Origin of the sequence: Acinetobacter sp. MF4640, from assembly GCF_002018895.1 — a bacterium.
In the GTDB taxonomy this organism is placed as follows: domain Bacteria; phylum Pseudomonadota; class Gammaproteobacteria; order Pseudomonadales; family Moraxellaceae; genus Acinetobacter; species Acinetobacter johnsonii.
In genome coordinates this window covers 21,754-34,556 of record NZ_MVOM01000042.1, presented here as the reverse complement: position 1 = coordinate 34,556, position 12,803 = coordinate 21,754, and the positions used below count along the sequence as shown (strand labels likewise).

General features: G+C 41.1%; 9 protein-coding genes and 5 pseudogenes. 9 read left to right on the top strand and 5 right to left on the bottom strand.

Annotated features, from left to right (window positions below):
- The 9 genes and pseudogenes from MF4640_RS19060 to MF4640_RS13670 all read left to right on the top strand — a co-directional run.
- Positions 1 to 120 (top strand): annotated as a pseudogene (locus MF4640_RS19060) (IS30 family transposase); the annotation flags it as partial.
- 7 nt (positions 121 to 127) lie between these two features.
- Positions 128 to 451: pseudogene (locus MF4640_RS13705) on the top strand (glutathione binding-like protein); the annotation flags it as partial.
- Positions 452 to 657: 206 nt separating this feature from the next.
- Positions 658 to 1,604: pseudogene (locus MF4640_RS13700) on the top strand (IS5 family transposase).
- A gap of 87 nt (positions 1,605 to 1,691) precedes the next feature.
- Positions 1,692 to 2,153 (top strand): Lrp/AsnC family transcriptional regulator, encoded by a 462-nt coding sequence (locus tag MF4640_RS13695; protein ID WP_078389942.1) that lies wholly within the window; start codon positions 1,692 to 1,694, stop codon positions 2,151 to 2,153.
- 296 nt (positions 2,154 to 2,449) lie between these two features.
- Entirely contained in the window at positions 2,450 to 3,271 is an 822-nt protein-coding gene (locus tag MF4640_RS13690) for a hypothetical protein (protein WP_004694803.1), read from the top strand.
- A 69-nt stretch (positions 3,272 to 3,340) separates the two neighbouring features.
- Positions 3,341 to 4,993, top strand: a complete 1,653-nt coding sequence (locus MF4640_RS13685) for a nitrite/sulfite reductase (RefSeq protein ID WP_078389940.1) — start codon at positions 3,341 to 3,343, stop codon at positions 4,991 to 4,993.
- A gap of 1 nt (position 4,994) precedes the next feature.
- Positions 4,995 to 5,402 carry a CidA/LrgA family protein gene (locus MF4640_RS13680; protein WP_078389939.1) on the top strand — a complete coding sequence of 136 codons (408 nt, stop codon included), beginning with the start codon at positions 4,995 to 4,997 and terminating at the stop codon, positions 5,400 to 5,402.
- 1 nt (position 5,403) lies between these two features.
- The gene (locus MF4640_RS13675) at positions 5,404 to 6,114 is read left to right on the top strand and encodes an LrgB family protein (protein ID WP_078389938.1); all 711 of its coding nucleotides are present in this window, start codon (positions 5,404 to 5,406) and stop codon (positions 6,112 to 6,114) included.
- Between the two features lie 18 nt (positions 6,115 to 6,132).
- Positions 6,133 to 7,059 (top strand): HPP family protein, encoded by a 927-nt coding sequence (locus MF4640_RS13670; RefSeq protein WP_010326138.1) that lies wholly within the window; start codon positions 6,133 to 6,135, stop codon positions 7,057 to 7,059.
- Between the two features lie 133 nt (positions 7,060 to 7,192).
- Here the strand turns inward: MF4640_RS13670 and MF4640_RS13665 are convergent, their stop codons facing one another.
- The 5 genes and pseudogenes from MF4640_RS13665 to MF4640_RS13650 all read right to left on the bottom strand — a co-directional run bounded on the left by MF4640_RS13665 (position 7,193) and on the right by MF4640_RS13650 (position 12,521).
- Positions 7,193 to 8,599, bottom strand: a complete 1,407-nt coding sequence (locus tag MF4640_RS13665) for a PLP-dependent aminotransferase family protein (RefSeq protein WP_010326139.1) — start codon at positions 8,597 to 8,599, stop codon at positions 7,193 to 7,195.
- A 79-nt stretch (positions 8,600 to 8,678) separates the two neighbouring features.
- Positions 8,679 to 8,801: a hypothetical protein gene (locus MF4640_RS19055; protein ID WP_004694789.1), complete on the bottom strand. Its 123-nt coding sequence runs from the start codon at positions 8,799 to 8,801 to the stop codon at positions 8,679 to 8,681.
- Between the two features lie 14 nt (positions 8,802 to 8,815).
- Positions 8,816 to 9,820, bottom strand: coding sequence for a cytochrome d ubiquinol oxidase subunit II (gene cydB, locus MF4640_RS13660; RefSeq protein WP_004694788.1), 1,005 nt, complete (start codon positions 9,818 to 9,820; stop codon positions 8,816 to 8,818).
- Positions 9,813 to 11,272, bottom strand: a pseudogene (locus MF4640_RS13655) (cytochrome ubiquinol oxidase subunit I). Before MF4640_RS13655 ends, cydB begins: the two are co-directional and overlap by 8 nt.
- A 550-nt stretch (positions 11,273 to 11,822) precedes the next feature.
- Positions 11,823 to 12,521: pseudogene (locus tag MF4640_RS13650) on the bottom strand (alpha/beta hydrolase).
- Positions 12,522 to 12,803 lie beyond the last annotated feature (282 nt).

Sequence of the window (12,803 nt, the reverse complement as noted above, 5' to 3'; positions counted from 1 at the left end):
GTTGCCATGTCACTGAATACTCGTCCTAGAAAGGCGTTAGATTGGCTTACACCATTAGAGAAATTTGCTCAGCTTGTTGATTATCATAAGGCTTTTGAAACTGTCGCACCTCATGTTTGAATTCGCCCTTCCATTTTTATTAAAAACGTTTAATGCGATAGAAACCAAGCAGGGCACGAAGTTGGTATTTCTAGAAAATTATACTCAAGTTGAGTTCGATAAAGTATTTAGCCATTTAAATGAATATTTAAAAGATAAAGAATTTCTAGTGGCAGACCGTTTAACCGGTGCTGACTTTATGATGGGCTTTGGACTACATGCTTTAGTTTATCATATGGGACAAGGTGAAAACTATCCCCATATCCAACGTTACGTAGCAGGTTTAAGCCAACTACCTAGCTGGCAAGCCGCAGTACAAGTTGAACAAAATGGTGTGAAAAGTCAAAAATAGCAAGATTGTTTTTTTAAGGCAATTGAGAAAAAGAATCGTGATTGTCAAGTGTATCTGGTTATAAAATAAGCTGACACTTATTTAAAGTAAACGCCTAATGAATTTCATCGGGCGTTCTCTATTTTAAAGATAAGGAATTACCATTATTTAAGGGCTCTGTTGCACAAACCTATCTCTAAAGGCTTATTCCACAATATAATTCTCAAATGAATAAGCCCACACCTAAAATCTATCGTACAACCAATTGGTCTTCTTATAACAGTGCATTAATAAATCGAGGAAATCTCTCAATTTGGCTTGATCCCAAGACGCAATGGTACGCTCAACCCAAAGGTAAACATGGTCGAAATCAAACTTATTCAGATACAGCCATCCAATGCTGTTTAATGATCAAATCCTTATTTCGTCTTTCTTTACGCATGGTCACTGGCTTTGTGCAAAGTCTCATTCATCTTTGTAGATTAGATTGGACAGCACCAGACTATTCCACCATCTGCAGAAGACAAAAGCATATTGATATTGCAATTAACTATGAGAAGAGTTGCAATGGACTGCCTTGCGCAATATATTGCTCATCGTCGATTCTACTGGCTTAAAGTTTCTAGGCGAAGGTGAATGGAAGCGTAAGAAACACCAACCTGAATATCGTCGCCAATGGCGTAAACTTCATATTGGTATAGATGCTGAAACCCTTCAAATACGCACTATTCAACTCACTACAAATAATGTGAGTGATTCACAAGTGCTTGGTGATTTACTCGATCAGATTCCACAAGATGAGCAGATTGACTCTGTCTATACTGATGGGGCTTATGACACCAAGCAATGCCGTCAAGTAATTGCAGACCGACAAGCACATGCGGTGATTCCGCCAAGAAAAAATGCGAAACCTTGGAAAGATACAAAGACCAGCTCGCTAGAGCGAAATGAATTACTTCGAACAGTTAAACGTTTAGGAAGAACAATATGGAAAAATTGGTCAGGCTATCATCGCAGAAGTCTGATAGAAACCAAGATGCATTGCATCAAATTATTAGGCGATAAACTCCGTGCGAGAAACTTTCAAAGCCAAGTCAATGAGATTCATGCACGTGTGGCCGTATTAAATAAATTTACAGATTTAGGTCGACCTCACACCCAAGTTGCCACTTAAATTTAGATAACTTGGAAGAAGTTTAGCTTTTGAATGTTTGTGCAACAAAGCCGTTTGAATGAGAAAATTTCTCGCAGGAAGCTGCTCATGCAATTGGATAAATTTGATTTCGCTTTATTGGAGCATCTGCAAAAAGATTGCTTAACGCCACTCCGAGAATTGGCTGATTTAGTGCATTTATCAATGGCCTCGGTACAACGTCGCATTCAAAAATTAAGAGACAGTGGCTATATTATTGGCAATACCGCATTGCTTGATCCCGACAAATTGGGGCAAGTGATTACGATTTTTGTCGAGGTTCGTGTCAACCAAACCCATGTGACTGACCTTGACGAGTTGAAAGCAAGTTTTTCAATTCCAGAAGTACAGCAGTGCTATTACGTAACAGGCGAGGCGGATTTTATGTTGGTACTCTTGGTGCCAAGTATGAGTCGATTTCAAGCCTTATGTGATCAGCTTTTTCATCATAATGCGAATGTGCAATGGTTTAAAACTACCGTTGTATTAGAGCGTATCAAAACAACTTTAGAGGTGTCTTGTCAGCCATAACTTTTATTCTCTTTTCTATATTCCACCTTATATTCAATGGCTAAAAGGGCTGCTTGAAATAGGAAAAGAGAAAAGTCGTTTCTGAATTTTTAGGCACTCAAAATAACGCCATGATGGAATTGGGCTCCTATTTATATAACGAATTTATTTTTCTAATTTTGATGGTTTTGCACCTATAAAACTTGAGAAGGAGGCACGCTGTTATAGTTTTTTCAAGCCTTACTGTAGCTACTCATTCACACCAAAATAGCTGAAAATTTGACTCAAGAAGGGATCACAATCTTGATGGTGGCGTAATGTTTATAACACAGCAACTGAATACAATTTCTGAATTGGTTGAGGGGCAGGGTCTTTCAGATCAACTACAACATCTACTTGCGCAGCAGTATTTAAACTTAGAAGCAACTTTGCTGCGTGCTAAAGTCTTACGTGATTTTTCAAGCGCTAAAGTTCAGTATATTGTGCAATCTGCCATTCAAGCAGAACATGCCGAGGTCGCATTTTTATTTGCGCCTTTTATCTTGGCAAATTTAAACCATCCTGTGATTTATAGCAGTCCCGCAACGCCGACCGTACTCAATATCCTCAATCGTTACTATCAAGCAGAGCAAAAACAAAACCTAAAAATAGATGATGTACTTGAGGCACTCAATGTTTATTTAGATTTGAGTGATAGCGTATTTAATGATGTCGATTTTTTCTATTTTTCATTGATCAAAGCACTATGTCGAACTGATGTCTCGCAGATTTTTTTGGTGACATCATTAGTGCTCAATACACAAAAACTCGCGGAGCTGGAACAGTTTTTTAAAGTCAAAATTAACTATATTTCTATCCATGCGCATGATGCCATCATCGACAGTAGTGAATGGAATATGCGGAAATTGTTCTTTAAAAACAAAGATCAGCAATATATCGATTTATGTGAAAAATTCGCCACATTGAATGCGCAATTATTGTTGAGTTATGGCAGTTATAACCAGCAGCAAGCGACCCAGTTGGTTGAAGATATGTTCTATGCGGAGCATATTTATGAAAAGTTATCGGTCTATGCCGAGTATATGCAGACCTGTTTACAACATGGTGTGTCCCGAAAGCAGGCGGCTTTTTTCGCCTAACTTGCATTTTTGATGTGCCATTCAAAACAGCTTTTCTTTCATATTGATGCATATACCTAGGTCATCCCCATGTTTTTATATACAGACTTTGATCAAAATTTATTAAATGAACGTGTCGCACAGTTTTGCGACCAAACCCAGCGTTATTTAGAGGGAAAACTGACTGAAGAAGAATATCGTCCCTTACGCTTACAAAATGGTTTATATGTTCAACGCTATGCTCCCATGCTACGTTTGGCAGTGCCTTATGGCTTAATGAACTCAGTGCAATTGCGTAAGGTGGCTGAGGTTGCACAGAAGTATGACCGTGGTTATGCGCATATTTCTACGCGTCAAAATATTCAACTGAATTGGCCGCAGCTTGCAGATGTCCCCGATATTTTGCAGGAACTCGCTACAGTACACATGCATTCTATTCAGACCAGTGGCAACTGTATTCGAAACACCACCACAGACCAATATGCAGGTGTAGTTGAGGGCGAGCTCACAGACCCGCGCCCCACCTGTGAACTAATTCGCCAGTGGAGTACTTTTCATCCAGAGTTTTCATTCCTTCCGCGTAAATTTAAAATTGCGGTCTGTGCACACCCAGAACAAGATCGTGCTGCCACGACTTTTCATGATGTTGGGGTCTATCTGGTAGAAAATGAAGCGGGGGAGTTAGGTTATCAAATTAAAGTCGGCGGTGGTCTTGGACGAACCCCTTTAGCGGGACATGTCATTAAGCCATTTTTAGCTCGTGAAGACTTAATTGCCTATTTAGATGCCATCATGCGCGTATATAACTTGCATGGCCGCCGTGATAATAAATACAAAGCACGTATTAAAATTTTAGTGAAAGCCCTCACTCCAGCGGGCTTTGCAGAAAAAGTGGAAGCTGAGTTTGCACATACTCAAACACTGCTCAAAGTTCAGCCTAGTGTTTTAGCGCAAATGGATGCAGTATTTCGACCGTTTGCCTATGAATCTTTAGATGCGGGAAATTTTGAGGCTTTGTTCCAACAGTATCCGAAGTTTAAACACTGGTTCAATATCAATACCCATGCACATAAAGTCGCGGGCTACCGCATCGTTACGATCAGCTTAAAACGGGCGGGTGTAGCACCGGGGGATATGACTTCCGATGAAATGCGTTTAATTGCAGATTTGGCTGACCAATATACCTTTGGTGAGCTGCGAACCACGCATGAGCAAAATATTGCCTTAACCGATGTACGCCAAAAGGATTTGTTTGAACTGTGGCAAGTCTTAGATCGTGGCAATTTGGCTCGTGCGCATATTGGCTTTTTGACTGACATGATTTGCTGTCCGGGCGGAGATTTTTGCTCCTTGGCAAATGCCAAATCCATTCCGGTGTATGAAGCAATTGCTCGCCGTTTTGATGATTTGGATGCTTTATATCAGTTAGGCAAGCTCGATCTGAACATTTCAGGCTGTATGAATGCGTGTGGACATCACCATGTCGGCAATATTGGCATTCTAGGTGTCGATAAAAAAGGCGCTGAATATTACCAAATTAGCTTAGGCGGTAACTCAGATCATGATGCATCCATCGGCGATATTTTAGGGCCATCATTTCCAGCAGAAGATATTCCCGATGTGCTCGAAGAAATTTTAAATACTTATCTGGATCTACGTTTAGCACATGAATCTTTTTTAGAAACCTACAAACGTGTCTCAATCCAGCCGTCTAAAGAGCGGGCTTATGCGGACATAAATTGAGATGTTGGCTGCCCGAAATCGGCTGAAGAAGCTAAAAACTGCGAGCTGCCAAATCATCATTATTTTGGCTGTTTGGGGCTGTGCTGATGTCTTACAAAAGTTGCTGAATTTGCCTGTGGCATCAGGGGTACTTGGGTTTTTTCTGCTGTTGTTTTTACTTGAAATGAAATGGTTGAAATTAGCCCACGTTGAACGCGGTGCCGATCTGTTACTGGCTGAACTGCTGCTGTTTTTCATTCCGCCAGTGGTTGGCGTGATTCAATATCAGGATTTATTGATTGCCAGTGGTTGGAAAATTTTGCTGGTGATTTTAATCAGCACCGCTTTGGTGATGATGGTTTCTGTATATAGCGTGCGGTTGTTGTTAAAGCAGCCAGTGCTAAATCAAGAATCAAAACTGGAAGATTAGTATGACTGAATTCTGGGGAATTTTTTACTTGGTTTGGACTGCGCTGTGCTATTTCATGGCAAAGCAACTTTTTGTTCGAACCCAAAAAGTCTATTTATCCCCCATTATTGTTGTTCCTAGTGTGAGCATCATACTGATCTTTCTTTTACAGCATCAGTTCCAAGACTATTACTTTTATACCCAATATTTGGTGGCCATGCTTGGCCCAATCACGGTGGCTTTTGCTATTCCTGTTTTTCGTTATCGCCGCATGATTCAGCAACATTTTAAAGTGTTGCTCTTCAGTTCTAGCCTCGCCATGTTGGTGGGTATTTTCAGCAGTTGGTTTTTGGCGAGCCTATTGGATTTTGATGACATCGTTAAAAATAGCCTGTTGGCGCGTTCCATTTCGATTCCTTTCGCTTTGGTGCTTACCGAAAAAGTGGGGGGCTCTATCAGCCTGATTCCGCTATTTACTGTGATTACAGGTTTGGTCGGTATGTTGTTGGGAGATCTCCTTTTGCTTTGGATGAAATATAAAAATCATCTTGCCTCGGGCGCAGCACTAGGTAATGCCGCACATGCTATGGGCATAGCTCGGGCAAGACAGCGGCATGAATTGGAAGGCGTCATTGCTAGTCTCTCGATGATTATTTCAGGAATCATTATGGTGCTATTTGCCCCATCGCTGATTGCAGTGACGAAGTATTTACTTCGCTTTATATCGTTTTAAATCAATAAGGAATCGAATATGAATCCTATGTCACATGCAAAGACAATCTTAAGCCCCAAAAGCTATCTCGCGGCCTTTGTCTTTATAGTACTCATGGTGGCGGCTGCCTATGGACTGAATGATCGTGAAATTATTCTGCCTGAAATGGCGGCGATGGCCGTTGGGCTATGGGTCTATCGAGATAAACAGTGGCTGAATCAGCCAGATAAAATTTTTATTTTACCCAGTTTGACCGCTGTAATCGGGTTCTGTATTAACTTAATGCCAATTTCATATCTATTCAAACTAGTTTTAGTTCTCTGTGCCATGTTGCTCGTGATGCGGATGTTTAACTATATATTGCCGCCCGCACTGGCCACGGGTTTCTTGCCGATTGTGACCCAAGCCTATGAAATATCGTTTTTGATTTCGATTTTTGCCACCAGTTTTATCCTAATGTTGGGTGTAGTGCTCTTTAAACTAAACCAAGGCGTAGAAAGGAAAGACAATTTTGATCGACGAAAAATAGGTGTTTATGCCAGTATTACTTTAATCGGTTTTGCACTCGCTGCTATTTTCAAGATTGAAGCGATGGCACTGATTCCACCGATTACAGTGGTGGTGTATGAATCATTAAATATGATGATGTATTCGTTGAAAATGTGCCTTAAGCAGGTTGCTGTGTTGACACTGTCGATTTCAATGGCCGTGCTTATGCAGTTGTGGATTCAAGATTGGATCTTGCTCACACTCATATATATGCCCTTGATGTTTCTTTTGCTCAAGCTCTTTGATATGCGCATTCCTGCGGTATATGCCTTTCCATTTTTGGTTTTTGTCTTTCCACAAGATAGTGTGATGCATTTACCGATGGCATCTGGCCTGATGGCTGGTTTTTCACTTGGCTGTGTCTATATCTATCGCACCTATTTTCAGAATATGAGTGCTGAGAAATCTTATACCTAGCTTGAGAGGAATGACATGATCCGATCTGATCATGTCATTTTATCTCTGGGATAGTGATATTTGCAGTATGGGCAGTGAGTCTCTTCAAATAAAAAGATGGTTTAAATCAGTCTTAATTTAAACCGTTTAACTTTTATTCAAAGGCTTCTGGGTAAATACATTGGATCAAGGCATCTAAGGCATTTTGAATACGCTCATTGATTTCAAATGAACAATTGATCCGAATATGATGTGGGACATTGTCGGTTTGATAAAATAATGAACCGGGCGCAATGCTGATATTTTTCTCTAAAAGTTGCTCATAAATCAAATTTCCATTGATCTGCTCGGGCAAAGTAATCCATAAGAAATAGCCCGATGGATAATAATGAATTTGATATTCTTCAGACAAATGTTCAGATAAATAAGTGTAATACTGATTTTTGAGACGTTTTAAGGTGTTACGCAAAGTTTTTAAGTGCTTTTCATAGTGTCGATGAGATAAATAATCGACTAAGGCATTTTGAATAAATGAGTTGACGGAAAGCGTGCTCATCAGCTGTAAATGCTGAATATGCTCCGAAAATTTACCTGCATAGACCCAACCAATCCGAAAACCCGCACCCAAAGTTTTTGAAAAAGAAGAGCAGTGTAAAACCAAATTTTTCTGATCAAAGTATTTCATCGACAGCGGTTTTTTATGATCAAAATAAAGCTCTTCATAAACATCGTCTTCAATTAAATAGATATCGCGTTCGTGCAGTAGCTTTGCCAGTTGGTATTTGATGTCATCACTGACCGTAAAACCAATAGGGTTGTGACTGTTGAGCATCAGCAAACAGACTTTAATTGGGTAACGCTCAATCGCATCTTTAAAAGCTTCAAGGTCAATACCGTGTTCTTCATGTTCAGGAATACTAATGACTTTCAGGCCCAAATGTTCAGCCGCTTGCCATGCGCCATAAAATATTGTTTTTTGAAGTAAAATGTAGTCACCCGGTTGGGTCATAGCTTGTAAGGAGAGGTTTAAAGCATCTAATCCGCCCGAGGTAATTACGATATCGGACGGGTCTGTTGGAATCCCTTGCATACAGTAGCGCTGCGCAATCAGTTTCCGCAGCTCAAAGTTTCCGGGAGGTAAACTTGGCATCTGTTCATAACTGAGACGGTGTTTGGCACGTTGTCCCAACGTTTGCATCAGCTTGGCAGAGTAGAGTAGTTGGCTGTTGGGAAAGGCAATGCCAAAGGGAACCATTTGTTCAGATTGGATCGATTTTAAGTATCTGAAAATTTTAGAGTTGATTTCAATTTTTTCGTTGAGGATGACACTATTGGAGTTGCTTTCTGAGCGCGCATCGCCTGTCACAAAGTAACCGAGTTTTTCTTGTGAATAAATCAGACCTTGCGCTTCGAGTTCCTGATAGGCATTCATCACCGTCATCAGGCTAAAACCCGATGTTTCAGCTTGTTGACGTAGTGAAGGTAGTTTATCGTTGGCTTTCCAAAAACCACTTTCAATCAAATGTTTCAGGCTGAGCGCAAGTTTTTCTGATTTATACATATGGGTTCGCTGCAATTAAAAGGCACAGGACATGTATTGAAAGTCCCGTGCCTAATTCATAAAAAATGCTTGGCTGGTTTTAGTAAGCAAAACTCAGCAACAGCTTAAAGAAACCCGCAATCAGTGCGAGAGAAATAAAGCCAAAGCACCACAATAAAATAAACCATAATCGTGGGCTGAGTCGATCAACAAATTTTTTCATGTCTATCTCCTCAATTAATGATAACCCTGATCTCCTATACGTACTTTGTCACGGAACACCCAATAGGACAAGAAGGTATAGGCAATGATGATTGGGATTAAAATTGCAGCTCCCACCAAGGTGAACTTTAAACTTGACTCAGGTGCAGCGGCCTGCCAAATAGTGACCGATGGCGGAATAATATTGGGCCATAAGCTGATGACGAAGCCAGTAAAAGCCAAAAAGACTAAAGCCAAAGTATAGATAAACGGTTTTAGTTCATGCTGCTTTTTGCATGCCGATAGAATCAAGCCTACAAACAGTAAAACTAAAATTGGCACGGGGCTAAAATAGTATAGATTCGGCAGAGAGAACCAACGCTGCGCAATTTCAGGATGGGTCAGTGGCGTATATAAACTCACTGCACCGAAGATGATGAGCAAAGCAATAATCAGTCTAGGCATCAGATGATACATCCGTTGTTGTATCTCTTTTTCGGTTTTCCAAATGAGCCAGCCACAGCCTAAAGTGGCGTACATGACCACGACCCCTAGACCGGTAAAACATGTAAATGGCGTGAACCAGTCCCATCCACCACCGCTGTAAATACCATTGGTGGTCTGAATACCTTGGATATAAGCCCCTAAAATCACGCCTTGGAAAAAGCTCGATAAGATAGAGCCCCAGATAAACGCAAGATCCCAGAGGTATTTGGTGCGCGTGGCTTTGAAGCGGAACTCGAATGCTACGCCGCGGAAAATCAAAGCCACTACCATAAAAATAATGGGTAAATACAGTGCCGATAAAACAGTTGAATAGACCAAAGGAAATGCAGCGAATAAGCCAGCACCACCGAGGACCATCCATGTTTCATTACCGTCCCAAACGGGCGCGACGGTATTCATCATCACATCACGTTCTTGCGTTCCGTTCATAAAGGGAAACAGAATGCCAATGCCTAAGTCGAAACCATCCATAACCACATAGATGAGTACCCCGAGCCCGATGATACCGACCCAAACCAAAGCGAGATCAATCATGTGGTTTCTCCTTACTATTTTGAGCAGAGGGATCAGTGGTATCGATAGACTCTTCAACAGCACTGAGTGGACGTAGAGGGGTTTTAAAATGCCCCGGGCCAGTATCTTGTACGGCATCTAAAGGCGTAGAAAAAGCAGGGCCTAGTTTGATCAAGCGCAGCATGTAGTAAATACCCGCGCCAAAGACGACGGTATAGACCAGAACAAAAATAATCAGGCTCAAGCCGACTTGATCTGCGGTGACTGTATGCGATAAACCGTCTTTAGTTCGAATCACGCCATACACCACCCAAGGCTGGCGACCAACTTCTGTAGTGACCCAACCTGCTAGGAGCGCGATATAACCTGTAGGCCCCATGATGATGGCAAATTTATGAAACCAACTGCTTTCATATAAAGAGCCTTTTTTACGCAGCCACAGCGCTGTTAATGAGAGTAAAACCATTAACATACCCAAGCCAACCATGACACGGAAACTCCAGAATACAATCAGTGCATTCGGACGGTCTTCAGCTGCGAAGTCTTTTAAACCAGTGACCTGACCCTCTAGGGAATGCGTCAGAATCAAACTACCCAGATTGGGAATACCAATCTCAAGATCATTCGATTCTGTTTCCATATTCGGTAAAGCGAACAGTAATAAAGGCATGCCATGATCACGATTGGTTTCCCAATGACCTTCAATGGCTGCCAATTTTGCAGGTTGGTGTTTTAAGGTATTTAAACCGTGGTTGTCCCCAATCACAACTTGTAAGCAAGACGTGACCAGGACCATCCATAAGCCCATGGAAAAAGATTTTTTCACTAACTCATCACGACGACCTTTCAGCAAATGCCATGCTGCGGTGCCGACCACTAAAAGTGATGAGACTAGGAAGGCCGCTGCTGCCATATGGGCAAATCGGTAGGGGAAGAATGGGTTAAACACAATTGCCCACCAATCTGTGGGGACAATAATGCCATTTTCAATGGCAAAGCCTTGAGGTGTCTGCATCCAACTGTTGGAGGATAAAATCCAGAACATGGAAATACAAATACCGATAGCGACCATTAACGTGGCAAAAAAGTGGGCTTTGGGGCTGACCCGTCCCCAACCAATAGCATAATGCCCAAGAAACCGGCTTCTAAAAAGAAGGCGCTCATGACTTCATACGTGAGCAGTGGCCCTGTGACACTACCTGCGATGCGTGAAAATTCACTCCAGTTGGTCCCGAACTGGTAGGCCATGACAATGCCCGAAACAACCCCCATAGCAAATGCCACGGCAAAAATCTTAATCCAGTACTTAAATAAGTCTTTATAAATTGGATTTTGAGTGCGCAGCCACTTCCATTCCAGCATGGCAAGAAAGCAGGCTAAACCAATAGAGGTTGCAGGAAAAATAATATGAAAGGAAACAGTAAAGGCAAATTGAATTCTTGCCAACTCAAGTGCGGTTAATCCGAGGCTCATTGCATCCTCCATGGCTGGCAGGAATATCGACGGTTCGATACCCAGTTGCTGTCTAGATCGGAATGATAAAAAAGCATAGATCGTTTCATTAAAAACTACCTACTTAAAATACTGATGATGATCTTGCATCAGGATGTCTAGAAGATGTAGGTACAAGAATTGGAGAGAAAAAATATAACAAAATAGAAAATTGCACTTAGTCTGTTATATTTTTTGAACTGTTTTTATGATCTATTCATTCTTATTGCTTGATTAAAATATACAGAAAGTTTTGATGCTGAATTAGTTAAAAAATGTTATTCAAAACTTGCATAACACCTTGTTTGAAATAGCGTAGTTTGAATAAAACTTTTAACGAGGGAACTTTATTATAAAGGATAGTTTCAGTAGTAAAAGCTGAAGTCTAGCTGACAGCCATCGAACCGAGTATGTGCGAATATTTACACCTACAGGATAATGATATTGCGCTATCTATTGTGATTCGAAAGTCGTTTGATACTTAAAATAGCTCTAAAAAAGGGAGTCTGTAGACTCCCTTCAATATAATAGTTTAATGTGCAAGGAAAGTTGCGGCTTCATCAATTAAATCAGCAACGGCTTTGGGTTGAGACGCGAGTGAAGCATGACTGGCATCTAAAGAAATGACTTTTTGAGCATTTAAGCGTGAAGACATCATGGCTTGGTTTTCAGGGTGAATCATGCGGTCTTCAGTTGAAATTTGGTACCAAGATGGTTTGTTTTTCCATGCTGGGTTTGAAATGGTATTGCCAAAAGTACTCGCAACAGGGGCTTTCTGGGTGATGCCCATGACCAGTCCTTCATCATTCGTTAAGTCCTGACAGAAGCTTTCATGGTATTTATCGGCTTTGACCCAAAGGTATCCGTCACTGTCGGGTTCTAAGTTGGGTGCACCAACGGGTAAATGTTGCTGCGTGATGCCACCTGGACTTTCACCAGCATCGGGTGCAAAAGCTGCAATATAGACCAGACCCACAACATTAGGTTGATTACCCACTTCGGTAATGACCGCCCCCCCCATAGGAGTGGCCAACTAAAAGTACATCGCCTTGTACTTGAGCAATCATTTTACGGGTTCTTTCGACATCATCCGCCAAAGAGGTGAGGGGGACAGTTCAACGGCGCGTAGGGCTTCATAACCTCTGTGAGATAGGTCAGTAATGACTTTAGACCAATGGGCAGCGCCGCCCCAAAATCCATGTACTAATATAATTGTTGGCTTCTTATTCATCTTCTTATCCCTAGAGTAAAAATATCATCTTATCGTGAAAAATTTAGTGAGACTAGCTTGGTTTTATGCTTCTCTGTATTGTTACAATCAACTGATTGTAAGTTAAAGAGATGAGTGGGCTAAATTTTCGCAGTCATTTTTGAAAACATATTTATTATTTAAGTACTTAATTTTTATATTGAATCTAAAATTTAGTAAAAATAGGGCATAACCTTTTATCGGTTTATTTTAAGGGATTCTAGTATCTTTTATTAGATTTGAAGGTTGTAGGTTGAGTTGAGC

Bases quoted from the DNA above. Each gene is read 5' to 3' on its own strand.
- MF4640_RS13695 (WP_078389942.1), top strand. From the start codon at position 1,692: ATGCAATTGGATAAATTTGATTTCGCTTTATTGGAGCATCTGCAAAAA.
- MF4640_RS13690 (WP_004694803.1), top strand. From the start codon at position 2,450: ATGTTTATAACACAGCAACTGAATACAATTTCTGAATTGGTTGAGGGG.
- MF4640_RS13685 (WP_078389940.1), top strand. From the start codon at position 3,341: ATGTTTTTATATACAGACTTTGATCAAAATTTATTAAATGAACGTGTC.
- MF4640_RS13680 (WP_078389939.1), top strand. From the start codon at position 4,995: ATGTTGGCTGCCCGAAATCGGCTGAAGAAGCTAAAAACTGCGAGCTGC.
- MF4640_RS13675 (WP_078389938.1), top strand. From the start codon at position 5,404: ATGACTGAATTCTGGGGAATTTTTTACTTGGTTTGGACTGCGCTGTGC.
- MF4640_RS13670 (WP_010326138.1), top strand. From the start codon at position 6,133: ATGAATCCTATGTCACATGCAAAGACAATCTTAAGCCCCAAAAGCTAT.
- MF4640_RS13665 (WP_010326139.1), bottom strand. From the start codon at position 8,599: ATGTATAAATCAGAAAAACTTGCGCTCAGCCTGAAACATTTGATTGAA.
- MF4640_RS19055 (WP_004694789.1), bottom strand. From the start codon at position 8,801: ATGAAAAAATTTGTTGATCGACTCAGCCCACGATTATGGTTTATTTTA.
- cydB (WP_004694788.1), bottom strand. From the start codon at position 9,820: ATGATTGATCTCGCTTTGGTTTGGGTCGGTATCATCGGGCTCGGGGTA.